Source organism: Pseudomonas sp. IPO3749 (assembly GCF_013386605.1).
GTDB classification, from domain to species: Bacteria; Pseudomonadota; Gammaproteobacteria; order Pseudomonadales; family Pseudomonadaceae; genus Aquipseudomonas; species Aquipseudomonas azotoformans_A.
In genome coordinates, this window is sequence record NZ_JACARN010000048.1 from 1 (window position 1) to 23,546 (window position 23,546).

21 protein-coding genes are annotated in these 23,546 nt (G+C 62.0%); 9 read left to right on the forward strand and 12 right to left on the reverse strand.

Features of this window, described 5'->3' with window-relative positions; translation table 11 throughout:
* Both HX812_RS19685 and HX812_RS19690 read right to left on the reverse strand, forming a co-directional pair.
* On the reverse strand, positions 1-661 hold a 661-nt coding region (locus HX812_RS19685), incomplete at its 3' end, for a YgcG family protein (RefSeq protein ID WP_178949121.1).
* Positions 662-679: 18 nt separating this feature from the next.
* Positions 680-1,291, reverse strand: a complete 612-nt coding sequence (locus HX812_RS19690; RefSeq protein WP_010212287.1) for a LemA family protein — start codon at positions 1,289-1,291, stop codon at positions 680-682.
* A gap of 238 nt (positions 1,292-1,529) precedes the next feature.
* Between HX812_RS19690 and bglX the strand changes: the two genes are divergently transcribed.
* Complete coding sequence (gene bglX / locus HX812_RS19695; RefSeq protein ID WP_177128133.1) at positions 1,530-3,821, forward strand: beta-glucosidase BglX; 2,292 nt, start codon at positions 1,530-1,532, stop codon at positions 3,819-3,821.
* A gap of 31 nt (positions 3,822-3,852) precedes the next feature.
* On the opposite strand, the gene HX812_RS19700 is transcribed toward bglX, so the two are convergent.
* The 8 genes from HX812_RS19700 to HX812_RS19735 all read right to left on the reverse strand — a co-directional run bounded on the left by HX812_RS19700 (position 3,853) and on the right by HX812_RS19735 (position 11,955).
* Positions 3,853-5,010 carry a phosphatidylserine/phosphatidylglycerophosphate/cardiolipin synthase family protein gene (locus HX812_RS19700; RefSeq protein ID WP_038849831.1) on the reverse strand — a complete coding sequence of 386 codons (1,158 nt, stop codon included), beginning with the start codon at positions 5,008-5,010 and terminating at the stop codon, positions 3,853-3,855.
* Position 5,011: 1 nt separating this feature from the next.
* The gene (locus HX812_RS19705) at positions 5,012-5,602 is read right to left on the reverse strand and encodes a YceI family protein (protein ID WP_038849828.1); all 591 of its coding nucleotides are present in this window, start codon (positions 5,600-5,602) and stop codon (positions 5,012-5,014) included.
* Between the two features lie 52 nt (positions 5,603-5,654).
* Positions 5,655-6,413 carry an IclR family transcriptional regulator gene (locus tag HX812_RS19710; protein ID WP_038849826.1) on the reverse strand — a complete coding sequence of 253 codons (759 nt, stop codon included), beginning with the start codon at positions 6,411-6,413 and terminating at the stop codon, positions 5,655-5,657.
* A gap of 64 nt (positions 6,414-6,477) precedes the next feature.
* Complete coding sequence (locus tag HX812_RS19715) at positions 6,478-7,920, reverse strand: amidase (RefSeq protein WP_038849824.1); 1,443 nt, start codon at positions 7,918-7,920, stop codon at positions 6,478-6,480.
* Positions 7,917-9,227, reverse strand: coding sequence for a citrate-proton symporter (locus HX812_RS19720; RefSeq protein ID WP_038849821.1), 1,311 nt, complete (start codon positions 9,225-9,227; stop codon positions 7,917-7,919). The genes HX812_RS19715 and HX812_RS19720 overlap by 4 nt, the downstream gene beginning before the upstream one ends.
* Positions 9,228-9,286: 59 nt before the next feature.
* Positions 9,287-10,462, reverse strand: a complete 1,176-nt coding sequence (locus HX812_RS19725; RefSeq protein ID WP_038849819.1) for a M20 aminoacylase family protein — start codon at positions 10,460-10,462, stop codon at positions 9,287-9,289.
* 108 nt (positions 10,463-10,570) lie between these two features.
* Complete coding sequence (locus tag HX812_RS19730; RefSeq protein ID WP_038849817.1) at positions 10,571-10,885, reverse strand: hypothetical protein; 315 nt, start codon at positions 10,883-10,885, stop codon at positions 10,571-10,573.
* Positions 10,882-11,955 (reverse strand): serine hydrolase, encoded by a 1,074-nt coding sequence (locus HX812_RS19735; RefSeq protein ID WP_038849815.1) that lies wholly within the window; start codon positions 11,953-11,955, stop codon positions 10,882-10,884. The genes HX812_RS19730 and HX812_RS19735 overlap by 4 nt, the downstream gene beginning before the upstream one ends.
* 187 nt (positions 11,956-12,142) lie before the next feature.
* On the opposite strand from HX812_RS19735, the gene olsB reads away from it, so the two are divergent.
* Positions 12,143-12,898 carry an L-ornithine N(alpha)-acyltransferase gene (gene olsB, locus HX812_RS19740; RefSeq protein ID WP_003172415.1) on the forward strand — a complete coding sequence of 252 codons (756 nt, stop codon included), beginning with the start codon at positions 12,143-12,145 and terminating at the stop codon, positions 12,896-12,898.
* On the forward strand, positions 12,898-13,692 hold the full coding sequence (locus HX812_RS19745) for a 1-acyl-sn-glycerol-3-phosphate acyltransferase (protein ID WP_038849813.1): 795 nt from the start codon (positions 12,898-12,900) through the stop codon (positions 13,690-13,692). The genes olsB and HX812_RS19745 overlap by 1 nt, the downstream gene beginning before the upstream one ends.
* Here HX812_RS19745 and HX812_RS19750 read toward each other — a convergent pair.
* Positions 13,689-14,261, reverse strand: coding sequence for an ACP phosphodiesterase (locus HX812_RS19750; protein WP_038849811.1), 573 nt, complete (start codon positions 14,259-14,261; stop codon positions 13,689-13,691). The two genes, HX812_RS19745 and HX812_RS19750, sit on opposite strands and share 4 nt — an antisense overlap.
* Before the next feature lie 154 nt (positions 14,262-14,415).
* Here HX812_RS19750 and HX812_RS19755 point away from each other — a divergent pair, with 154 nt between their 5' ends.
* From HX812_RS19755 to HX812_RS19765, 3 genes are read left to right on the forward strand one after another with little or no spacing between them, the layout of a single operon-like run.
* Positions 14,416-14,742, forward strand: coding sequence for a helix-turn-helix transcriptional regulator (locus HX812_RS19755; protein ID WP_016975101.1), 327 nt, complete (start codon positions 14,416-14,418; stop codon positions 14,740-14,742).
* A gap of 13 nt (positions 14,743-14,755) precedes the next feature.
* Complete coding sequence (locus HX812_RS19760; protein WP_038849807.1) at positions 14,756-15,922, forward strand: MFS transporter; 1,167 nt, start codon at positions 14,756-14,758, stop codon at positions 15,920-15,922.
* Between the two features lie 29 nt (positions 15,923-15,951).
* Entirely contained in the window at positions 15,952-17,007 is a 1,056-nt protein-coding gene (locus HX812_RS19765; protein ID WP_038849805.1) for an alkene reductase, read from the forward strand.
* A 234-nt stretch (positions 17,008-17,241) separates the two neighbouring features.
* On the opposite strand, the gene HX812_RS19770 is transcribed toward HX812_RS19765, so the two are convergent.
* Entirely contained in the window at positions 17,242-17,874 is a 633-nt protein-coding gene (locus HX812_RS19770; RefSeq protein ID WP_033902716.1) for a TetR family transcriptional regulator, read from the reverse strand.
* A 286-nt stretch (positions 17,875-18,160) separates the two neighbouring features.
* On the opposite strand from HX812_RS19770, the gene HX812_RS19775 reads away from it, so the two are divergent.
* The 3 genes from HX812_RS19775 to HX812_RS19785 form a co-directional block, all read left to right on the forward strand.
* Entirely contained in the window at positions 18,161-19,309 is a 1,149-nt protein-coding gene (locus HX812_RS19775) for an efflux RND transporter periplasmic adaptor subunit (RefSeq protein WP_038849802.1), read from the forward strand.
* A 3-nt stretch (positions 19,310-19,312) separates the two neighbouring features.
* On the forward strand, positions 19,313-22,474 hold the full coding sequence (locus HX812_RS19780; RefSeq protein WP_038849800.1) for an efflux RND transporter permease subunit: 3,162 nt from the start codon (positions 19,313-19,315) through the stop codon (positions 22,472-22,474).
* The coding region (locus tag HX812_RS19785; RefSeq protein WP_178949122.1) for an efflux transporter outer membrane subunit at positions 22,471-23,546 on the forward strand (1,076 nt) is incomplete at its 3' end. The genes HX812_RS19780 and HX812_RS19785, both read left to right, overlap by 4 nt.

Here is a 23,546-nt window from a genome sequence, read left to right on the forward strand (position 1 = left end):
CCCCGCCACCGCCGCCACGGCCGCTGCTGCTGAGAATCGCCAGCAAAATAGCGCCCACCGGCAGCCCCATGCGATTGCACAGCCACAACACGCCGATCAGCAGGATAAACAAGCCGATGGAAAACCCGGGATTATCCTTGGCAAAGTTGGCATCCGCCACATGCGCCGGCACGGCCAGCGGTTCGCCGCCCACCACCTGCACCATCGCGGCCACGCCGTCGCTGATGCCTTTGCTGTAGTTGCCCGCCTTGAACGCCGGCGCAATCACCTGGTTGATGATCACCCACGACTGCGCATCAGTGAGCACACCTTCCAGGCCATAGCCGACTTCGATGCGCAATTTGCGCTCATCGCGGGCGACGATCAACAGCGCGCCGTTGTCCTTGCCCTTCTGGCCGATACCCCACTCGCGGCCCAATTGATAACCGAAGTCCTCAATGGGCACGCCCTGCAGGTCAGGCACCGTGACCACCACGATCTGGTCGCCGGACGTCTGCTCCAGCGCCTGCAACTGCTGGGTCAGTTGCTGGCGCGTGGCCGGGTCGATCATCTGGGCGTTGTCCACCACCCGCCCGGTCAGCGCCGGGAAGGTCAGCGCTGCCTGGGCCGCACCGACGCAGGCCAACAGCCACAACGCCAGGCCTATCCGTAATAAACGCATCGACACCTCAGTGCAGCCTTATTTGAACTTCACTTGCGGCGCTTTATCGGCATCGGCACTGGTGGCTTCAAACGTGGCGCGGATCGGCAAGTCGCTGTACATCACGCTGTGCCACAGACGGCCAGGGAAAGTGCGGATCTCAGTGTTGTAGGCCTGCACCGCCTGGATAAAGTCGCGGCGAGCCACGGCGATACGGTTCTCAGTGCCTTCAAGCTGGGATTGCAGGGCCAGGAAGTTCTGGTTGGCCTTCAGGTCCGGGTAGCGCTCGGACACCACCATCAAGCGGCTGAGTGCGCCGCTCAAGCCATCTTGGGCCTGCTGGAACTGCTTGAGTTTTTCCGGGTTGTCGAGGGTGCTCGCATCCACCTGGATCGAGGTGGCCTTGGCCCGCGCTTCAATCACGGCGGTGAGGGTATCTTGCTCATGGGCGGCGTAGCCCTTGACCACTTCCACCAGGTTGGGGATCAGGTCGGCGCGGCGTTGGTATTGGTTCTGCACCTGGCCCCAGGCGGCCTTGGCCTGTTCGTCCAGTGTGGGAATGTTGTTGATGCCGCAACCGCTCAGCACCGTGCTGATCAATAGCAAAGCTGCGGCTTTCAAGCCCCAGCGGTAACCCTGTGCTGCTTGCATGGTGTTTCTCCTGCCCAATCTTGATGGAATGTTACGACTGACCCTATACACCGCGCGCTTGGGGCATAATCCGCCACCACTGGATTGCATCGAGCCAATCAGCTACAAAGATGCCCAGCGCGAAAAAGAGTTCAGAGTGTGCTGCATTTATCTGAACAACACCCGAACAACAATAGACGCTCCCCACATTTTGGCCGATCAGCGTTATCGCTGTTTAGTGAGCCGAAAAAGGATATTCATGAAGAAGCTGTGTTTGCTAGGCCTTGTTGCCACTCTGGCCAGTCACCCCGTATGGGCAGAAACAAAGCCTGCTGCGCTTAAAGACAAGGACGCCTTTGTCAGCGACCTGCTCAAGCAGATGACCCTGGATGAAAAGATCGGCCAATTGCGCCTGATCAGCATCGGCCCCGAAATGCCCCGCGAGCTGATCCGCAAGGAAATCGCCGCCGGCCGCATCGGCGGCACCTTCAACTCCATCACCCGTCCGGAAAACCGTCCGATGCAGGACGCGGCCATGCGCAGCCGCCTGAAGATCCCGATGTTCTTCGCCTACGACGTGATCCACGGCCACCGCACGATTTTCCCGATCAGCCTGGCCCTGGCCTCCAGCTGGGACATGGACGCCATCGGCCGCTCCGGGCGCATCGCCGCCCAGGAAGCCGCCGCCGACAGCCTCGACATCACCTTCGCGCCGATGGTCGACATCTCCCGCGACCCACGCTGGGGCCGCACCTCCGAAGGCTTCGGTGAAGACACTTACCTGGTTTCACGCATCGCCGAAGTGATGGTCAAGGCGTTCCAGGGCGTCAGCGCCGCGAATGCCGACAGCATCATGGCCAGCGTCAAGCACTTCGCCCTGTATGGCGCGGTGGAAGGCGGCCGCGACTACAACGTGGTCGACATGAGCCCGGTCAAGATGTACCAGGACTACCTGCCGCCGTACCACGCAGCGATCAAGGCCGGTTCCGGCGGTGTGATGGTGGCACTGAACTCGATCAACGGCGTGCCCGCCACCGCCAACACCTGGCTGATGAACGACCTGCTGCGCAAGGACTGGGGCTTCAAGGGCCTGGCCGTGAGCGACCACGGCGCGATCTTCGAGCTGATCAAGCACGGCGTGGCCAAGGACGGGCGTGAAGCCGCCAAGCTGGCGATCAAGGCCGGCATCGACATGAGCATGAACGACTCGCTGTACGGCAAGGAATTGCCCGGCCTGCTCAAGTCCGGCGAGATACAACAGAGCGACATCGACAACGCCGTGCGCGAAGTGCTCGGCGCCAAGTACGACATGGGCTTGTTCAAAGACCCGTACCTGCGCATCGGCAAGGCCGAGGATGACCCGGCCGACACCTACGCCGAAAGCCGCCTGCACCGCGCCGAAGCCCGCGACATCGCCCGCCGCAGCCTGGTGCTGCTGAAAAACCAGAACAACACGCTGCCGCTGAAGAAATCCGCGACCATCGCCCTGGTCGGCCCGCTGGCCAAGGCGCCGATCGACATGATGGGCAGTTGGGCTGCCGCCGGTAAACCGGAGCAATCGGTGACCCTGCTCGACGGCTTGAACGCGGTGATCGGCGAAAAAGGCAAGATCATCTACGCCCGTGGCGCCAACATCACCAACGACAAGGCCGTGGTCGACTACCTGAACTTCCTCAACTTCGATGCACCGGAAGTGGTGGATGACACCCGCCCAGCCCAGGTGATGATCGACGAGGCCGTCAAAGCCGCCAAGGATGCCGATGTGGTCGTCGCTGCCGTGGGCGAGTCCCGTGGCATGTCCCACGAATCCTCCAGCCGCACCGACCTCAACATCCCACAAAGCCAGCGCGACCTGATCAAGGCCCTGAAGGCCACCGGCAAGCCGCTGGTGCTGGTGCTGATGAACGGCCGCCCCCTGTCGATTCTCGAAGAGAACCAACAGGCCGACGCGATCCTCGAAACATGGTTCGCCGGCACCGAAGGCGGCAACGCGATTGCCGACGTACTGTTCGGTGACTACAACCCGTCGGGCAAATTGCCGATCACCTTCCCACGCTCGGTGGGGCAGATTCCGACCTACTACAACCACCTGACCATCGGCCGGCCGTTCACCCCAGGCAAGCCGGGCAACTACACCTCGCAGTACTTCGATGACACCACGGGTCCGCTGTTCCCGTTCGGCTACGGCTTGAGCTACACCACGTTCAGCCTGTCGGACATGGCGTTGTCGTCCACCACCCTGAACAAGACCGGCAAGCTCGACGCCAGTGTCACCGTGACCAACACCGGCAAGGTGGACGGCGAAACCGTGGTGCAGTTGTATATCCAGGATGTGGCCGGCTCAATGATCCGCCCGATCAAGGAGCTGAAAAACTTCCAGAAGGTCATGCTCAAGGCTGGCGAAGAGCGCACGTTGCACTTCACCATCACCGAGGAAGACTTGAAGTTCTACAACACCCAACTGAAGTTCGCGGCAGAGCCGGGCGAGTTCAATGTGCAGATCGGGTTGGATTCCCAGGATGTGCAGCAGCAGACGTTCGAATTGCTCTGATTTAAAGCTGTAGACGCGGTCAGTGTTTAAGCTAGCCGCGTCTATCCAGCAAATTCACCACCAACCGATCAATCCACCCCCACACCCGCTGCTTTACCCGCCGCCACAACGGCCGCGACTTCCACGCCTCCAGGCTCACTGCCAGGCTCTGCGCGAAATCCCGCTCGAAACTGCCCGCCACCGCCCGCGTCAATTCAGGGTCCAACGCCTCCAGGTTGGCGTCCAGGTTGAAGCGCAGGTTCCAGTGGTCGAAATTGCACGAGCCCACGCTGACCCAGTCATCCACCAGCACCATTTTCAGGTGCAGGAAACACGGTTGGTATTCAAAGATCTGCACGCCCGAACGCAGCAAGCGCGGGTAATAACGGTGGCCGGCATAACGCACGGACGGGTGATCGGTGCGCGGGCCTGTGAGCAGCAAACGCACATCAACGCCGCGCCCCGCCGCCCGACGTAACGCACGGCGTACGCCCCAAGTGGGCAGAAAATACGGGGTCGCCAACCAGATCCGCTGTTTGCCGCTGTTCAACGCACGGATCAGCGATTGCAGGATATCCCGGTGTTGGCGGGCGTCGGCGTAGGCGACACGGCCTAGCCCCGGCCCGGTGGCCGGCATCCTGGGCAAGCGTGGCAAGCCAAAATGGGTGGCGGGTTTCCAGGCGCGGCGCGCGTTGTTGGCGTGCCATTGACGGTCGAACAATGCTTGCCAGTCCTGCACCAACGGGCCGCTGATCTGCACCATCACTTCATGCCAGTCGGCGCTGTCATTGCCCGGCGTCCAGAATTCATCGGTCACGCCGGTGCCGCCGACGAAGGCGACATTCTGGTCGATTAACAACAGTTTGCGATGGTCGCGGTACAGGTTACGCATCCAGCGGCGCCAGCTCAGGCGATTGTAGAAACGCAGTTGCACACCAGCGTCAGTCAGGCGTTTGCGCAGCCCGAGAGTAAACGCCAGGCTGCCGTAATCATCGAACAGGCAGCGCACCTGCACGCCGCGTTCGGCGGCGAGGACCAGCGCTTGCACCATGGCTTCGGCACAGGCGCCGGCTTCCACCAGGTACAACTCCAACTCGACTTGCCGCTCGGCGCGAGCAATGTCCACCAGCATCTGCGGGAAGAAATTCGGCCCGTCGATCAGCAATTCGAAACGGTTGGCGCTGCGCCAGGGGAACACCGCGCCGCTCATGTCAGCGCGCCGTGAAGATCAGCACCGCACCCACCGGCACCGACAGACTGATCGACTTGAGCCCCGCCGCTTTGCGCAACGCCGCCACACCCGGCGCCAGGTCAAAGTCCTCGGCATGCATCACCAGTGGTTCCAGAGTCACTACCTGGAAGCGTCGGTCGTCCAAGCGCGTGGCCAACAGCTCGGCGTTGTAGGTTTGGGTCTTGCCGTGCAAGGTCACGGACAACGGCAGGCGCAATTCCAGTTGCGCACCGGGGGCCAGGTCGTTGATCGGTTGCAGGTTGATCTGCGCGTTGATCAACGCATCGGGAAAGGTCTTGATCTCGAACAATTGATTGCGCATGCGCTCGTCACGCAGCGGGATGCCGCTGTTGACGGACTCCAGCTCCACCTCCAGTTGCGCCGCGCCCTTGCTGTCGACCTTGCCGTGCAGCACCAGGAAGCGCTGCACTTCGGCGATTTCGGTGTTCTTGGTGGTGACGAAGGACAGACGCGAAGACTCGTTATCCAGGTACCAGTCGGCATGGGCAGGCACAGCGGCGGCGGCCAACAGGGCCAAGGCCAGGGGTTTGATCACAGAAGCGTTGAACATTGAAGACTCGTGGGGCGAAAAACCTGAACGAACCTTAACCGGATCGCGAGGGTTACGCCAATGCGCGCTGCACTTCGCGCACCGTCTCTTCCAGGCTGGCCATGTGCAAATTCAACACCCGCTCCACCGGCGCCTGATGCATCGGCCAATGCAGCGCCATGCTCCCAACCAGGCGACCGTTGGCGCGCACCGGCAAGGCCACGGCGCGAATCAGAAACGGCAGGCGCACCGGATACTCCCAATACCCCTCGGTGCGCTGGCCGAAGCCCTGGTGCTGGGTTTGCTCGCAGGCCTGGTATTGCTCGTCCGCCGCCACATGGTCGCGACCCGCCAACCGTTGCACCTCTTCGGCCGGCAATTGGGTCAGGCAGGCCTTGCCCATCGCCGAATGAAACAGGCTGGCGTGCTGGCCGACGATCTGGCAATTGTTGGGGTACAGCTTGCGCAACACGCTGGGGATCGCGCTTTCCATGACTTCCAGGCGCTCGCCATCAAAACAGGACAAATCCACCACCAGCCCGGTGCGCTCGCTGAGTTCCAGCAGCCACGGCGCCGCGCTTTCCACCACCTGGCGTTTGAAGCGTTGCTGGGTGTCGCCAAACAGGCGTTGGGCGCGCAGGCGGTAACGGCGATCACTCAGGCCACGATAGACCCAGCCCTGTTCCTGCAACGTCAGCAACATGCGCGACACCGTGGCCTTGGGCAGACGTGTGAGGTAGTGCAACTCCTCCAGCCCCAGGGCCTGGTGCTCGCCCAGCAACTCGACGATTGCCAGTGCGCGCTCGACCGAGCGTACGGTGCCTGTCTCCATGTTCGATCTCCCTGTTGCCGATGGATGATCATTGTTCACAGCAAGATACAGGCCCCGTCGCGGATCAATCCGTCGACGCCAGGCACGTCGGCGGCCGACGCTGCACCCATTGCGTCAGTTGCTCATGAGCATAGGCCAATTGCAGCACCGCGCGATCCGCCTGGGCCGGGCCGATGATCTGCACGCCCATGGGCAGGCCCTGGGGGTTGAAGCCCACCGGCACGCTCATGCTCGGCAGCCCGGCCAGGGTCGGGCCGATGACCCCTTCCATCCAGCGGTGATAGGTGTCCATCTCGCGCCCGCCAACGAGGCGTGGCCAGGGCTGTTGTGCATCGAAAGGGAACACTTGGGCGGTCGGCAACAGCAGGAAATCGTAATGTTCGAACAGCTTGGCGAGGGCGCGATACCACTCGCTGCGATCCAGCGATGCCTGGTACACCTGCTGGGCTGTCAAACCCAGGCCGCCCTCCACTTCCCATTGCGCTTCGGGCTTGAGCAGTGCGCGTTTCTGCGGGTTGGCGTAGGCCGCGCCGAGGTTGCCGTGCACCAGCCAGTGGCGATGCACCAACCAGCTGCGCCACAGCCGCGCCATGGAAAAGTCCGGCTGGCAGCTTTCCACCGTGCAGCCCAACGCAGTGAAATCGCCAAGGGCCGATTCGCACAGGCTCAGCACGCCGTCGTCCATCGGCAGATAGCCGTTGTAATCCCCCAGCCAGCCCAGGCGTGCGCCCTTGAAATCACGCTGCAGGGGCTGGCCGAACACTGCCGGATCCTCCTTGGAAGACAACGGCACCCGTGGGTCGTAACCCGCCTGGATACTCAACAACCGCGCCACATCCGTGACGCTGCGGCCCATCGGGCCCTCGGTACCCAGTTGCTGCACGAACAGTTCCGGTGTCGGTCCGTAAGGCACTCGGCCTTGGGACGGGCGCAAGCCAAACACGTTATTGAACGCCGCAGGGTTGCGCAGCGAGCCCATCATGTCGCTGCCGTCAGCCACCGGCAGCATGCGCAGTGCCAGGGCCACCGCCGCCCCGCCGCTGCTGCCGCCCGCGACGAGGCTGGGGTCGTAGGCATTGCCGGTGGTGCCGAACAGCGTGTTGTAGGTCTGCGAACCCAGGCCGAACTCCGGCACGTTGGTCTTGCCGATGATGATCGCGCCACTGGCCCGCACGCGCGCCACGCTGATGGCGTCTTCGCTGGGCACGTGCTCGGCGAACAGCGGCGAACCCAGGGTGGTGCGCAAGCCTTGGGTCGCCGCGAGATCCTTGATCGCCTGGGGCATGCCGTGCATCCAGCCGCGTGACTGGCCTTGATCCAACTCGCGATCACGTTCCCGCGCCTCGGCCAACACGTCATCGGCATCGCGCAGCGACACCAGCGCATTCACCGTCGGATTGAAGCGCTGGATCTGCGCCAGGTACGCCTGCATCACCTCTTCGCACGACACCTGCCGCGCATGGATCGCCCGCGACAGTTCCGTGGCATCCCAATCAACAATACTCAAGGCTTCACCTCTTTGGAAAACGGCTGCGCTTGCTTGGCCCGCGGCGCCTCATGCATGCAGTAAGTGCCCAGCAGCGTCAGCACGCAAGCGAACAATACATAGAAAGATGGCGCGACGGGCGTGCCCAGCACTTGGGTCAGCCAAGTGACAATCAACGGCGCGAAACCGCCGAACACCATGACCGCCACGTTATAGGCGACCGATACACCGGTCGAGCGAACTTCGATGGGAAACTGCTCAGCCAATGCCGTCGGTGCCGGCCCGAAAAAGCCGCCGATGGCGGTGCACAGCATCACCTGCATCACCAGCAATCGCTCGATAGAAGGAGCGGCGGCGACCCACACATACAACGGATAAACCATGATGAAGAACGCGAGGGTGAATGCCATCAACACCGGCCGCCGCCCCAGGCGATCCGATAGCAGCCCTGACAGTGGGATCACTACAGTCATCAGTGCCACCGCAAACATCTGCACCATCAACACCTGGTCCAGCGGCAGACCAAGGCTTTTATGGGCGAAGGTCGGCATGTTCACCAGCACCACATAGAACGACACCGTCGCGCCACAGGCCAGGCCCATGGACACGAGGATGCTGCGCCGATGCTCGCGCACCACCTGCATCAGGCTCGGCGCCGGGCCGGTCGCCTGTTTGCGTGCCTCGATGAACTCCTCTGGATCTTCCATGTGTCGACGAATCCAGAGGCCCACCGGACCAATCAGCAAACCGAACACAAACGGCAGACGCCAGCCCCACAGGTCGAGGGTTTGCGGCGAAAAGAAATGCGTAACCGCCGCCACCATCGCCGCGCCGCCGAACACCGCCAGGCACTGCCCCACCAATTGCCAGGAGCCATATAAGCCCTTGCGATGGGCCGGCGCGCTTTCCACCAGAAACGCTGTGGCGCTCGCGTATTCACCGCCGGTGGCAAACCCTTGAAGCATGCGCGCTACCACGATCAACAACGGCGCGCCCATACCGATGGCGGCGTAATTGGGCGCGAACGCGATCAACGCGATGGACACGGTCATCAGCCGGATAATCAACTGCATCGCTGCCTTGCGGCCTTTGCGGTCGGAATAGATCCCCAGCAGAATGCCCCCCACCGGGCGCATGAAAAAGCCCACGCCGAAAGTGGCCAAGGCCATCAGCAGCGAGGCGTACTCGTCATCCGAAGGAAAAAACTGCCGGGCAATGATGCTCGCCAAAAAGCCGTAAACGATGAAGTCATACCATTCCAGCGCATTGCCGATCACGGCCGCCACCACTTGGCGGGTGCGGGACACACCTGGTTTTGCAGTCTGCATGAGGAACACTCCATTCAACCGATCGAGGGAAAGGGTCCAGCGGCAGAAAAAGAAGGTCGTCAGGCAGGCTTGAGCCAGCTCTCGGCCAGCGCGCCCCAATAGGCGGCGCCAGTCAGCAGGATGTCGTCGTTGAAGTCATAGGCGGGGTTATGCACCATCGGCCGCGACACGCCGTTGCCGATGAACAGGTAGCTGCCGGGGCAGCGTTGCAGCATCCAGGCGAAGTCTTCGCTGCCCATCAGCGTGCGGGTGTTGCCGTCCACCGCATCGGCGCCGAGCAAGGCGACGCCGACCTGGCGGGCGAATTCGGTTTCTTCGGCGTGATTGACCAACACCGGATAGGCCGGGCGGTGTTCGATCTGCACCGTGCAGCCAAAACTGGCGGCCTGGGTGTGGATGATCGCGAACACCCGCTCCAGCATCTGCTCACGCACCTTGGGATTGAGCGCGCGCAGGCTCAAACGCAACAGCGCCTCCTGGGGAATCACATTGGCCGCCTGGCCAGCTTGCAGCGCGCCGACCGTGACCACGGCGGCTTCCTGGGTGTCGATATTGCGCGCCACCACCGTCTGCAACGCCATGACCATGCTCGCCGCCGCCACCAGCGGGTCCACCGTCAGATGTGGCATGGAGCCGTGGCCGCCAACGCCTTCGAGGGTCACGGTGAGCAAGTCCTGCGAGGCCATCATCGGCCCGACGCGCAAGCCCAGATGCCCCGCCGGCAGCCCCGGCATGTTGTGCATGCCAAACAAGCCATCGCAGGGAAAACGCTCCAGCAAACCGTCGGCCAGCATGGCTTCGGCGCCGCCCTGGCCTTCTTCGGCGGGTTGGAAAATCAGGTTCAAGGTGCCGTCGAACTGCCGCGTCGCCGCCAGATAGCGCGCGGCGCCAAGCAGCATGGTGGTGTGGCCGTCATGCCCGCAGGCGTGCATGCAGCCGGCGTGCTGGCTGGTGTAGGACGCGCCGGTGTTTTCGATGATGGGTAACGCATCCATGTCGGCACGAATGCCCAGGGTGCGCGGGCTGCTGCCATTGCGCAGCACGCCCACCACGCCGGTCTTGCCGATGCCGGTGTGCACCTCATAGCCCCAGCCTTTCAAGGATTCGGCGACGAGCGCGCTGGTGCGGTTTTCTTCAAAGCCGAGTTCAGGATGGGCGTGGATGTCTTGGCGCACGGCGTGCAAATCGCCGGCAACGTCGCTGAGCCAATCCAGGATGTGCTGGTGTGGGCGCATGGTGATTCTCCTCACAGGCGGGTGTTCCCGTTCTTGTTTGCTGCACATCGCCAGCTAACCGCGATGTGGGCAAGAGGACAATCAAAGGTGGTTCCACCCTGTGGAACCTCAGGGTAATAGGCGACACCCCTGCCGCTCCCCCAACCACCGCGCCACATGCGTCCTCCCCAATCCACTCGCCGTCACCTCACTGCGCTCCGGGTTATCCCTGAACGCACTCGTCGGCACGTACTGCTTCACGTACCCCCGGCAATACTCCGCCGGGTTGTTCGCCACATACCGGCACGAGCAGTACTCCTTGGCAGTGTAGGCCGCGATGATGTCGGGGAAGGCTTGCAGGTTGACGCGTTCGTGCCAGAGCCAGCCCAGCAAGGCGAGCAATAACAGCAGAAACACACTGGTAAACGGCCGACGGCGGATCATGGTTGCACCGCCGCGAGCACGCGCTTGAGCAGTTCGTTATGGCGGTAGCTGCCGTCGCGATCATCGCCGTAGCGCACGATGACCAGGTGTTCGTCAGGCATCACGTACAGCGCCTGGCCCCAGTGACCGAGGGCGGCGAAGGTGTCGGCGGGGGCGTCGGGCCAGGGTCTTGACGCGCCTTTATTGAGCCACCAATGACCACCGGGGACGGCTTCGTCCTGACCGGCTTTGTACTTGTCGAAGGGCTGTCGATTGAAGGCAATCCAGTCTTTGGGCAGCAGTTGTTGATCGCCCCAACGACCGTCCCGCGCCATCAACAAACCGACACGCGCCAGGTCACGAGCCGTGAGGTAGGCATAAGAGGACGCGACGAAGGTTTCATCGGCGTCGGTTTCCCAGGTGGCATTGCGAATGCCCAAGGGCTTGAACAGCGCATCCCACGGGTAACTCATATAAGCCTTGTGCCCGAGCATCCCTTTGAGGGTGGCGGACAGGATGTTGGTGTCGCCGCTGGAGTAACGGAACACCTGGCCCGGTGCCACGGAGGTCTCGGTGTCGGCGGCAAAGTCGGCCATGTCGCCACGGCCACGGGTGTAGAGCATCGCCACCACCGAGGATTTCAACGGCGCGTATTCGTAGTCTTCCTGCCAGTCGAGGCCGGAGGCCCAGTGCAGCAGGTCGGCCATGGTCACGGTCGGGTGCTGTTTCATCGGCGGATAAAAACGCGCGGCGGGGTCGGTCAGTTTGAAGCGGTTTTCGCCGTAGGCCACGCCCAAAACGGTTGCCATCAGGCTTTTGCTGACGGACCAGGTGAGATGTGGGGTGCTGGCGGTGGTGGGTGCGGCGTAGCGTTCGTAGATGACCTCGCCATCGCGGATCACCAGCAACGCATCGGTGCGAATGCCTTGGCGGGTAGCCTCGTCCCGTGCAGGGAAAGCGTAGGCCTCCAGGGCATCAACAGCGGGACCCGAGAGCGGTGTGCCCTTGGCCCAGTCTTTATCGGGCCAGGTTTCAGCGTGAGCGGCAACGGTGACGAACAGCAGGGCAACACACAACAGGCCTCTGACCATGGACGCAGACTCAAGGGGGGCATTCAAGCCCGCGAGCCTAGCCGAGGCTGATGACAGATTTGCGACACAGAGGGCTGTCATCCAAGCGTCACCATAACTTCATGGAGATGACACCGGGCCTCCATAGCCTGAGTTTGGACAACAAAGTCGACCGGCCGAAATCGTGGCCGGCACTCGGAGACTCGCCATGACTCAGATCGCCCGCATCAGCGACACCGGCAATGAACGCCGTCTGCAAGCCGAACGCCTGGTTGGCGCACAGGCGTTGCAGGAAGCCCAGGCCCTGCGGTTCAACGTGTTCAGCGGCGAGTTCAACGCCAAGCTGAAAGGCGCGGAATTGGGCCTGGACATGGATGACTATGATGTTCACTGCAGCCACATCGGCGTGCGGGACTTGAACAGCGGTCGACTGGTGGCAACCACCCGTTTGCTGGACCACCAGGCGGCCAGCACCCTGGGTCGGTTCTACAGTGAAGAAGAATTCAGCCTGCATGGCTTGCTCCATCTGCAAGGCCCGATCCTGGAAATCGGCCGCACCTGCGTCGACCCGGCTTACCGCAACGGCGGCACCATCGCTGTGTTGTGGGGCGAGTTGGCCGAAGTGCTCAACCAGGGCGGCTACAGCTACCTGATGGGTTGCGCGAGCATCCCGATGCACGACGGCGGCATCCAGGCCCACGCGATCATGCAGCGCCTGCGCGAACGCTACCTGTGCAACGAACACCTGCGCGCCGAACCGAAAAAACCGCTGCCGGCGCTGGACCTGCCGTCAAACGTGATCGCCGAAATGCCGCCGTTGCTCAAGGCTTACATGCGCCTGGGTGCGAAGATCTGCGGCGAGCCGTGCTGGGATGAAGACTTCCAGGTGGCCGACGTGTTCATCCTGCTCAAGCGCGATGAGTTGTGCCCGCGTTACGCGCGCCACTTCAAGGCTGCAATGTGATGAGCCGCCTGCGGGTTTACGGGCGCATTGCCCGCGTGCTGGTGGTGGTGGCGTTGGGCTTGAGCATGGCCAGTGTGTTTGGGCTGTTCGAGCGTTTGGGTATCGCCAATTCGATGGTGCGGCGCCAGCGTTGGTCGCGGTTTTTCATGGCGCGACTGACCAACGCCCTGCCCTTTCGCGTGACGGTGCACGGCGAATTGCCAACGCAGCCGATGCTGTGGGTGAGCAATCACGTGTCCTGGACCGATATTCCGCTGCTGGGTGCCGTGGCGCCGATGTCCTTCCTGTCCAAGGCCGAAGTGCGCACCTGGCCGGTGGCAGGCTGGTTGGCGGCCAAGGCTGGCAGCTTGTTTATCCGCCGCGGTTCGGGCGACAGCCAGTTGATCCGCAAGCAGATGACGCGCCACTTGGAGCAACAGCACCCGCTGTTGATGTTCCCGGAAGGCACCACCACCGACGGACGCAGCCTGCGCACCTTTCACGGGCGTTTGCTGGCCAGCGCGATCGATGCCGATGTATCCCTGCAACCGGTGGCGATCCGTTATCTGCGTGACGGCCAAGTTGACCCGCTGGCACCCTTTATTGGCGATGATGATTTGCTGTCGCACCTGATGCGCTTGTTTGCCAACGACCAGGGTGATGTGGAAATCCATGTGCTCAAGCCGATAGCCTGCGCCGGGCAAGAACGTGCGGCGCTGGCGTATCAGGCGCAGCAGTCGGTGCAGAAGGCGTTGTTTGGTGAAGTGGTGCAGCCGGCCGAACCGCGTCGCGCTGGAGAGTTGGTCGCCGCTTAACGATGTTCGGCGGCGAATGCCTGCAATTGGGGGTAGAACCGCCGGAAATCTTCACTCAAAGGTTCGTACAACATCCGCAGCTCCTGCATGGCATGGCCCAGTTCCTCGGGCTGTGTCAGGCGCCGGGAGATCCCGCGCAACACCTGCTCCATCACCGCAAATTCGCGGTACGAGCCCAACCAATCATCCGCCGCCATGTACGGCGCAATCTGCGCCAGCCGCCCCGGCAACTGCGGCTCGGCCGCCAGCACGCGGTACACCTGCGACGTGAAACTCTCCAGCGGTTGGTCGGCATACAACGTCCAGTCCCGCGCCAGGCAGTGGTCGAAAAACACATCGAGGACGATCCCGGCATAACGCCTGCGGGTCAGGCTGAAGCGTGACAACGCCTCCCCCACCAGCGGGTGGCTGTCGGTAAAGCGGTCAATCGAGCGATGCAACTGGATAGCCGCTTCGATTTGCGGGCTGAACTGGCCCTGCAGGCGGCCTTTGACGAAGTCGCCATAGAGGCTGCCCAGCAGTTGCGCAGGAAGTTGGCCGCCCAGGTGCAGATGTGCGAGATAATTCATGGCGTGCAGTCTACCACTGCCCTCAACGTATCGTTATAACCCGATATACCGAATGAGCCTAGGCTCAGACCAAAATCATATTGGTCTATCGGGATAGACCGATATAAAGTTCGCCTCATCGCGATATAACGCTGCAAGACACCGAGCACCTGCCATGTCCATCGACCTCGACGAAATAATAAAAGCCCTGGCGCACCCAGTACGACGAGACATCCTCACCTGGCTGAAAGACCCGAAAGTGCAATTCCCCGAACAACTGCACAACCACGAATACGGCATCTGTGCCGGGCAGATCGACCAGCGCTGCGGCTTGTCCCAGTCGACCGTGTCAGCCCACCTGGCCACCCTGCAACGCGCCGGGTTGATCAGCAGTCAGAAAGCCGGCCAGTGGCACTTTTTCAAACGCAACGAGGACACCATCCAGGCCTTCCTCGCGGCGCTCACCACCGAACTCAGCGCGCACGACAGCGCCGCGCTGTAACAAGGAAACGCCAATGCCCCTCTCGCTACTCATACTGGCCCTCAGCGCCTTCGCCATCGGCACCACCGAGTTCGTCATCATGGGCTTGTTGCCCGATGTGGCGGCGGACTTGGGTGTGTCGATTCCTGGCGCTGGCTGGCTGGTAACCGGCTACGCCCTGGGCGTGGCCATCGGTGCGCCGTTCATGGCACTGGCCACCGCCAAGCTGCCACGCAAGGCGGCACTGGTAGCGTTGATGGGTATCTTCATTATCGGCAACCTGCTCTGCGCCCTGGCCAGTGACTACAACGTGCTGATGTTTGCCCGTGTCGTCACCGCGCTGTGCCACGGAGCATTCTTTGGGATTGGTTCAGTCGTAGCCGCCAACCTGGTGCCGGCCAACAAGCGGGCTTCGGCCGTGGCCTTGATGTTCACCGGCCTGACCCTGGCTAATGTGCTGGGTGTGCCATTGGGCACGGCTCTCGGCCAGGAAGCCGGCTGGCGTTCGACCTTTTGGGCGGTGACGGTGATTGGGGTGGTGGCGTTGATCGGCCTGATCCGCTTCCTGCCGGCCAAGCGCGATGAAGAGAAACTCGACATGCGCGCCGAACTGGCCGCCCTCAAGGGGGCTGGCATCTGGCTGTCGCTGAGCATGACCGCGCTGTTTGCCGCGTCCATGTTCACCCTCTTCACCTACGTCGCACCGTTGCTGGGCGATGTCACCGGCGTGTCGCCCAAAGGCGTGACCTGGACCCTGCTGTTGATCGGCCTGGGCCTCACCGTGGGCAACATCATCGGCGGCAAGCTGGCCGACAAACGCCTGGCGGCCACCCTGATCGGCGTGTTCATCAGCATGGCAGTGGTCTCCACCGCACTGACCTGGACCAGCGTCGCCGTGATCCCGACCGAAATCACCCTGTTCCTGTGGGCCACCGCATCGTTCGCCGCCGTGCCTGCGTTGCAGATCAACGTGGTGACCTTCGGCAAGGCCGCGCCGAACCTGGTGTCCACCCTGAACATTGGTGCTTTCAACATCGGCAACGCCCTCGGCGCCTGGGTCGGCGGCAGTGTGATTGCCCACGGTTTCGGCTTGACCAGCGTGCCCTTGGCCGCAGCGGCCCTGGCGATCCTCGCGCTGTTGGTGACCCTGATTACTTTCCGTCAGAGCGGCGATGCCGACCTGGCCCCTGCGACTAACTGATCCACTTCAAAGACAAAGGTGCTTTCCCCATGACGACTATTTTCGATCCGATCAAACTGGGCGACCTGGAACTGTCGAACCGCATCATCATGGCGCCGCTGACCCGCTGCCGTGCCGACGCCGGTCGCGTGCCCAACGCGCTGATGGCCGAGTACTACGTACAACGCGCCTCCGCCGGGCTGATCCTCAGCGAAGCCACCTCCGTGACGCCGCTGGGCGTGGGCTACCCGGACACACCGGGCATCTGGTCCAACGACCAGGTGCGCGGCTGGGCCAATGTCACCAAGGCCATTCATGGCGCAGGCGGCAAGATCTTCCTGCAACTGTGGCACGTGGGGCGTATTTCCCATGAGTCGTACCTCAACGGCGAAAGCCCGGTGGCCCCAAGCGCCATCCAGCCTAAAGGCCACGTCAGCCTGGTGCGCCCACTGGCCGACTACCCGACGCCACGCGCCCTGGAAACCGCTGAAATCGCTGACATCGTCGACGCCTACCGCACCGGTGCCGAGAACGCCAAGGCCGCCGGTTTCGACGGCGTGGAAATCCACGGTGCCAATGGCTACCTGCTTGACCAGTTCCTGCAGAGCAGCACCAATAAACGCACTGACCAGTACGGCGGCTCCCTGGAGAACCGTGCACGCCTGCTGCTGGAAGTGACTGACGCAGCCATCGAAGTCTGGGGCGCTGGCCGTGTGGGGGTGCACCTGGCACCACGCGCCGACTCTCACGACATGGGCGACGACAACCTGGCGGAAACCTTCACCTACGTCGCCAGCGAACTGGGCAAGCGTGGTATCGCCTTCATCTGCTCCCGTGAGAAAGAAGCCGGCGACAGCCTCGGCCCACAGCTGAAGAAAGCCTTCGGCGGCGTGTACATCGCCAACGAACGCTTCACCAAGGACAGCGCCAACGCCTGGCTGGCCGAAGGCAAAGCCGATGCCGTGGCCTGGGGTGTGCCGTTCATTGCCAACCCGGACCTGCCGGCTCGCTTGAAAGCCGACGCACCGTTGAACGAAGCACGCCCGGATACTTTCTACAGCAAGGGCCCGGTGGGTTACATCGACTACCCGACACTGGCGATCTGACGTAACAAGCTGAAACGAAAAAGCCCCGGTTCGCAGGAACCGGGGCTTTTTCATGGAGGCCAGGAAACATTCCTTCACAGCCCTGCAACAAAATCGCTACAAAATACTTAGGCGGCTACCTATCAACTGCCCGCCAGCCCGTATATAAAGTCACCCCACCGATCAGACGGAAGGACGATTGACTGTCCTTGGGCTTTACTGTTGACACAACCTGATGCAATTACGCATTTTGTCTTAATTGCGCAGGCTGGGGCTCCAGCGCAGCATGTCCAACCCGGCATCCACCCAGCGCTCGGCGTCCTGATGCAGTTGGAAGCTGTCGGGAACCAGCAGCCACTGGCCGATCAGCCCGTTGATGTAGGCGTGGATGCACACCGCGCCACGGGTGGTATCGAGGTTTTCCGGCAGTTGCCCGCGATGGACCGCGTTACGCAAGGTCAGGCCGATACGCAGGTTGCATTCCAGGCTGTGGGTCTGACGCTGGCGACGCATGTCGCACATTTCATCGGTGAATTCGCACTTATGGAACAAGATCTCGTTGATGCGCCGGGTTTTCGGGTCCAGGGCCACTTGATGAAACAAATGAATCAGCAGCTTGCGCATACAGCCCAGCGGGTCGAGTTCATCCTCGCTTTCACTCGCCCTGGCCAACTCGTCCAGCGGCTCATGCAGCGTGTCGAGCAGCGCCTGCAGCAAATCGGATTTGTTACTGAAATGCCAATAGATGGCACCCCGCGTCACACCGGCCAGCGCGGCGATGTCCGCCAGCGTGGTCCGCGCGACGCCGCGCTCATAGAAGGCTTGCTCGGCGGCTTGAAGAATCTGGCTGCGCGTTTCCTGAGCTTCCTCTTTGGTGCGACGAACCATGGCAGTACAACCTCAATCAGGGCACTTGAGACTATCGTTAACGCAGAATTAACCGTCGGTAACGATCATCCGAATATTTGTGGGACGACACCGTCATGGGTGCCGAACGTAATGAAATCGAGGCTTTGGGCGTTGCTTTGTCAACATTCCGCGCAGCCTGTCAAGAGTTTACAAACAACCATGAACGTAAGTATATTGCGTAGCAAGCTACTTATCTACTCAGTGTTTGTTTTTTACCCTTCCACACTTCTTGTGCGCACCCTGCGCGCCTGACCCGAGGATCTTCATGCAACTTAAGCCAGCTGTTACCGCTCTGGTCACTGCCGTCGCCCTGGCATCGCTGCTCAGCGGATGTAAAAAGGAAGAAGCGGCTCCGCCCGCTCAAACCCCTCAGGTCGGCGTGGTCACCATTCAACCGCAAGCCTATACCCTGACATCCGAGCTGCCAGGCCGCACCACCGCCTACCGCATCGCGGAAGTTCGCCCACAGGTCAACGGCATCATTCTCAAGCGGCTGTTCAAGGAAGGCGCCGACGTGAAGGAAGGGCAACAGCTCTACCAGATCGACCCGTCGGTGTATGACGCCACCCTGAAAAGCGCACAAGCCAGCCTGACCCAGACCAAGTCCATCTCCGACCGCTACAAGCAGTTGGTCGATGAACAAGCCGTCAGCCGCCAGGAATACGACACCGCCGTCGCCAACCGCATGACTGCGGAAGCAAACGTTCAAACGGCCCAGATCAACGTGCGCTACACCAAAGTATTCGCACCGATTTCCGGGCGTATCGGTCGTTCTTCGGTGACCGAAGGCGCGCTGGTCAGCAATGGTCAGACCGATGCCATGGCCGTAATCCAGCAACTGGACCCAATCTACGTCGACGTCACGCAGTCTTCGGCTGAAATGCTGAAACTGCGCCGCGATCTGGAAAGCGGCCAGCTGGAAAAGGCAGGCGCCAACGCCGCCAAGGTCAAGCTGACCCTGGAAGACGGTAGCGCCTATGGCCAGGACGGCAAACTGGAATTCTCCGAAGTGTCGGTTGACCAGACCACCGGTTCCGTGACCCTGCGCGCCGTGTTCCCCAACCCTGACCACACCCTGCTGCCGGGCATGTTCGTACACGCCCAGTTACAAGCTGGCGTGAACAGCAAAGCCATCCTGGCACCACAACAAGGCGTGACCCGCGATATCAAAGGTATCCCGACTGCCATGGTGGTGAACAAGGACAACAAGGTAGAACAGCGTCAACTGGTGGCCAACCGCACTGCCGGCGCCTACTGGCTGGTGGAAAAAGGCCTGAACGCCGGTGACCGTGTGATCACCGAAGGCCTGCAATTCATCAAGCCGGGCATCGAAGTCAAGGTCAAGGACGCCGACAACGCCAAGCCTGCCGGTTCTGCTCCAGCTCCTGCTGCCGCTGCTGGCCAGGGGGAGTAACCCATGTCGAAATTTTTTATCGACCGTCCCATTTTCGCCTGGGTAATTGCCCTGGTGATCATGCTGGTCGGGGCACTGTCGATCCTGAAGTTGCCCATCAACCAATACCCGGCCATCGCGCCCACCGCCATCGACATCCAGGTGACCTACCCAGGCGCGTCCGCACAAACCGTGCAGGACACCGTGGTGCAGGTCATCGAGCAACAGCTCAACGGTATCGACAACCTGCGTTATGTCGCCTCGGACAGTAACTCCGACGGCAGCATGACCATCACCGCGACGTTCAACCAGGGTACCAACCCGGACATCGCCCAGGTTCAGGTGCAGAACAAGCTGAACCTGGCGACCCCATTGCTGCCGCAAGAAGTGCAGCAACAGGGTATCCGCGTGACCAAGTCGGTGAAGAACTTCCTGATGGTGATCGGTCTGGTGTCGGAAGACGGCAGCATGACCAAGGACGACCTGTCCAACTACATCGTGTCCAACATCCAGGACCCGATCTCGCGTACCGCGGGTGTGGGTGACTTCCAGGTGTTCGGTTCGCAATACGCCATGCGGATCTGGCTCGACCCGGCCAAGCTGAACAACTACCAGTTGACCCCGGTCGACGTCAGCACCGCCATCGCGGCCCAGAACGTCCAGGTGGCCACCGGCCAATTGGGCGGCCTGCCTGCCCTGCCCGGCACCCAGCTGAACGCGACCATCATCGGCAAGACCCGTCTGCAGACTGCCGAGCAGTTCGGCAAGATCCTGATGAAGGTGAACGCCGACGGCTCGCAGGTTCGCCTGCGTGACATCGCACGTATCGAACTGGGCGGCCAGAACTACAGCATCAGTGCGCAGTTCAACGGCAAGCCAGCCTCCGGTATGGCGATCAAGCTCGCATCGGGCGCCAACGCCCTGGACACCGCCAAGGCCATCCGCGCCACCGTGGCGTCACTTGAACCGTTCTTCCCGCCAGGCATGAAGGCAGTGGTGCCGTATGACACCACGCCGGTGGTGACCGAATCGATCTCCGGTGTGGTGCACACCCTGGTCGAAGCGATCGTGCTGGTGTTCCTGGTGATGTTCCTGTTCCTGCAGAACTTCCGCGCCACCATCATCACCACCATGACGGTGCCGGTGGTATTGCTGGGTACCTTCGGGATCCTGGCCGCGTTCGGCTTCACCATCAACACCCTGACCATGTTCGGCATGATCCTGGCCATCGGCTTGCTGGTGGACGATGCCATCGTGGTGGTAGAAAACGTCGAGCGGGTGATGGCCGAGGAACACCTGTCGCCTAAAGAAGCGACGGTGAAATCCATGGGCCAGATCCAGGGCGCCCTGGTCGGTATTGCCCTGGTACTGTCGGCGGTACTGTTGCCGATGGCGTTCTTCGGTGGCTCCACCGGTGTGATCTACAAACAGTTCTCCATCACCATCGTTTCGGCCATGGCGTTGTCGGTACTGGTTGCCCTGATCTTCACCCCGGCCTTGTGCGCCACCATGCTCAAGCCGATCGACCCTGAGAAACACGGCCAACCCAAGCGTGGTTTCTTCGGCTGGTTCAACCGCACCTTCGACCGTGGCGTACTGAGCTACGAGCGCGGCGTGGGCAACATGATCAAGCACAAGTTTCCGGCATTCTTCGTGTACCTGATCATCTTCGTCGGCATGATCTGGCTGTTCACCCGCATCCCGAGCGCGTTCCTGCCGGAAGAAGACCAGGGCGTGATCTTTGCCCAGGTGCAAACCCCGGTCGGTTCTTCGGCTGAGCGTACGCAAAAAGTCATCGACGACATGCGTGCCTTCCTGCTCAACGACAAGGAAGGCGAGCCGGGCGAAGGCAAGGCCGTGAAATCGGTGTTTACCGTCAACGGCTTCAACTTCGCCGGTCGTGGCCAGAGTTCTGGCCTGGCGTTCGTGATGCTCAAGCCATGGGATGAACGCGATTCGTCCATGTCGGTATTCGAAGTGGCCAAGCGGGCCCAGGGTTACTTCTTCGGCGCCTTCAAGGACGCCATGGTATTTGCCATCGTGCCGCCTTCGGTGCTGGAGTTGGGTAACGCCACCGGTTTCGACGTATTCCTGCAAGACCAGGGCGGTGTCGGCCACGAAAAACTGATGGAAGCGCGCAACCAGTTCCTCGGTGCCGCCGCACAAAGCAAGATCCTGGCGGGTGTGCGTCCTAACGGCGTGAACGATGAGCCGCAGTACGAGCTCACCGTCGACGACGAGAAGGCCAGCGCCCAGGGCATCACCTTGTCGAGCATCAACCAGACCCTGGCGATTGCCCTGGGTGGCAGCTACGTCAACGACTTCATCGACCGTGGTCGGGTGAAGAAGGTGTACGTGCAAGGCGAAGCCGCTGGCCGGATGTCGCCGGAAGACCTGGACAAATGGTACGTGCGCAGTGACTCCGGGAAGATGGTACCGATGTCGGCCATTTCCTCGGGCAAGTGGATCTACGGTTCGCCGAAGCTCTCGCGGTACAACGGTGTAGCGGCGATGGAAATCCTCGGTACCCCGGCACCGGGCTACAGTACCGGTGATGCCATGGCCGAAGTCGAGCGTATCGCCAAGCAATTGCCGGCGGGCGTGGGCTATGCCTGGACGGGCCTGTCGTACGAAGAACGCTTGTCCGGCTCCCAGGCGCCTGCGCTGTACGCCCTGTCGCTGCTGGTGGTGTTCCTGTGCCTCGCGGCCCTGTACGAAAGCTGGTCGATCCCGATTGCGGTGGTACTCGTGGTGCCGCTGGGTGTGGTGGGTGCGTTGATCGCCACCAGCATGCGCGGACTGTCCAACGACGTGTTCTTCCAGGTGGGCTTGTTGGTGACGGTGGGTCTGGCGGCGAAGAACGCCATCCTGATCGTGGAGTTCGCCAAAGAACTCCACGAACAGGGCAAAGGCATCGTCGAGGCGGCCATCGAGGCGTCTCGCATGCGTCTGCGCCCGATCATCATGACCTCCATGGCGTTCATCCTCGGCGTACTGCCGCTGGCGATTTCCTCGGGCGCAGGCTCAGGTAGCCAGCACGCCATCGGTACCGGTGTAATTGGCGGTATGATCACGGCCACTGTGCTGGCGATCTTCTGGGTGCCGTTGTTCTTCGCAACCGTATCCGCCGCTGGCGAACGTAAAAAGACTGACACAACTGAAACCCCTAAAGAGGCTGGCCAATGAGCAAGTCGCTACTTTCCCTAGCGGTCACGGCATTCGTGCTCAGTGGCTGCTCGCTGATACCTGATTATCAGCGCCCCGAAGCGCCGGTGGCCGCACAGTTCCCGCAGGGGCCGGCGTATTCGTCGGCCCAGGCGCCGAACCAGGCCGCTGCCGAGCAGGGCTGGAAGCAGTTTTTCCATGACCCTGCCCTGCAACAGCTGATCCAGACCGCGCTGGTGAACAACCGCGACCTGCGTGTCGCGGCCCTGAACATCGACGCCTATGCCGCGCAGTACCAGATCCAGCGCGCCGACCTGTTCCCGGCCGTATCGGCCACGGGCAGCGGCAGCCGTTCGCGTACCCCGGCCCGCCTGTCGCAGACCGGCGAATCGACCATCAGCAGCCAATACTCGGCCGGTCTCGGGATCAGCTCCTATGAGCTGGACCTGTTCGGTCGCGTACGCAGCCTGAGCGAAGAAGCCCTGCAAAAGTACTTCGCCACTGAAGAAGCACGGCGCAGTACCCAGATCAGCCTGGTGGCCAGTGTGGCCAATGCCTACCTGACCTGGCAGGCCGACAAGGAACTGCTCAAGCTGACCAAGGACACCTTGGGTGCTTTCGAAGAAAGCTACCGATTGACCTCGCGCAGCAACGAAGTCGGCGTGGCCTCGGCCCTCGACCTGAGCCAGTCGCGCACCTCGGTGGAAAACGCCCGGGTCGCCCTGGCGCGTTATACCCGCCAGGTGGCCCAGGACGAAAACAGCCTGACCCTGCTGCTGGGCACCGGCCTGCCGGCGAATATCGCCAGCAAGCCGCTGTCGGATGACCTGCTCAGCGAAGTGCCGGCCGGCTTGCCGTCCGACCTGCTGCAACGTCGCCCCGATATCGTCCAGGCCGAGTACAACCTCAAGGCCGCCAACGCCAACATCGGCGCAGCCCGTGCTGCGTTCTTCCCGAGCATCACCCTGACCGCCAGCGCCGGCACCGCGAGCCCGAACCTGGGCGGCTTGTTCAAGGGCGGCTCGGGCACCTGGTCGTTCGCCCCGCAGATCAATATCCCGATCTTCAACGCCGGCAGCCTGCGCGCCAGCCT

Excerpts from the sequence above, each read along its gene's own strand:
- olsB (WP_003172415.1), top strand. The coding sequence starts at position 12,143 with ATGACTCAGATCGCCCGCATCAGCGACACCGGCAATGAACGCCGTCTG.
- HX812_RS19745 (WP_038849813.1), top strand. The coding sequence starts at position 12,898 with ATGAGCCGCCTGCGGGTTTACGGGCGCATTGCCCGCGTGCTGGTGGTG.
- HX812_RS19780 (WP_038849800.1), top strand. The coding sequence starts at position 19,313 with ATGTCGAAATTTTTTATCGACCGTCCCATTTTCGCCTGGGTAATTGCC.
- HX812_RS19765 (WP_038849805.1), top strand. The coding sequence starts at position 15,952 with ATGACGACTATTTTCGATCCGATCAAACTGGGCGACCTGGAACTGTCG.
- HX812_RS19750 (WP_038849811.1), bottom strand. The coding sequence starts at position 14,261 with ATGAATTATCTCGCACATCTGCACCTGGGCGGCCAACTTCCTGCGCAA.
- HX812_RS19770 (WP_033902716.1), bottom strand. The coding sequence starts at position 17,874 with ATGGTTCGTCGCACCAAAGAGGAAGCTCAGGAAACGCGCAGCCAGATT.
- HX812_RS19760 (WP_038849807.1), top strand. The coding sequence starts at position 14,756 with ATGCCCCTCTCGCTACTCATACTGGCCCTCAGCGCCTTCGCCATCGGC.
- HX812_RS19730 (WP_038849817.1), bottom strand. The coding sequence starts at position 10,885 with ATGATCCGCCGTCGGCCGTTTACCAGTGTGTTTCTGCTGTTATTGCTC.
- HX812_RS19690 (WP_010212287.1), bottom strand. The coding sequence starts at position 1,291 with ATGCAAGCAGCACAGGGTTACCGCTGGGGCTTGAAAGCCGCAGCTTTG.
- HX812_RS19710 (WP_038849826.1), bottom strand. The coding sequence starts at position 6,413 with ATGGAGACAGGCACCGTACGCTCGGTCGAGCGCGCACTGGCAATCGTC.
- HX812_RS19700 (WP_038849831.1), bottom strand. The coding sequence starts at position 5,010 with ATGAGCGGCGCGGTGTTCCCCTGGCGCAGCGCCAACCGTTTCGAATTG.
- HX812_RS19735 (WP_038849815.1), bottom strand. The coding sequence starts at position 11,955 with ATGGTCAGAGGCCTGTTGTGTGTTGCCCTGCTGTTCGTCACCGTTGCC.
- HX812_RS19705 (WP_038849828.1), bottom strand. The coding sequence starts at position 5,602 with ATGTTCAACGCTTCTGTGATCAAACCCCTGGCCTTGGCCCTGTTGGCC.
- bglX (WP_177128133.1), top strand. The coding sequence starts at position 1,530 with ATGAAGAAGCTGTGTTTGCTAGGCCTTGTTGCCACTCTGGCCAGTCAC.
- HX812_RS19775 (WP_038849802.1), top strand. The coding sequence starts at position 18,161 with ATGCAACTTAAGCCAGCTGTTACCGCTCTGGTCACTGCCGTCGCCCTG.
- HX812_RS19755 (WP_016975101.1), top strand. The coding sequence starts at position 14,416 with ATGTCCATCGACCTCGACGAAATAATAAAAGCCCTGGCGCACCCAGTA.
- HX812_RS19720 (WP_038849821.1), bottom strand. The coding sequence starts at position 9,227 with ATGCAGACTGCAAAACCAGGTGTGTCCCGCACCCGCCAAGTGGTGGCG.
- HX812_RS19725 (WP_038849819.1), bottom strand. The coding sequence starts at position 10,462 with ATGCGCCCACACCAGCACATCCTGGATTGGCTCAGCGACGTTGCCGGC.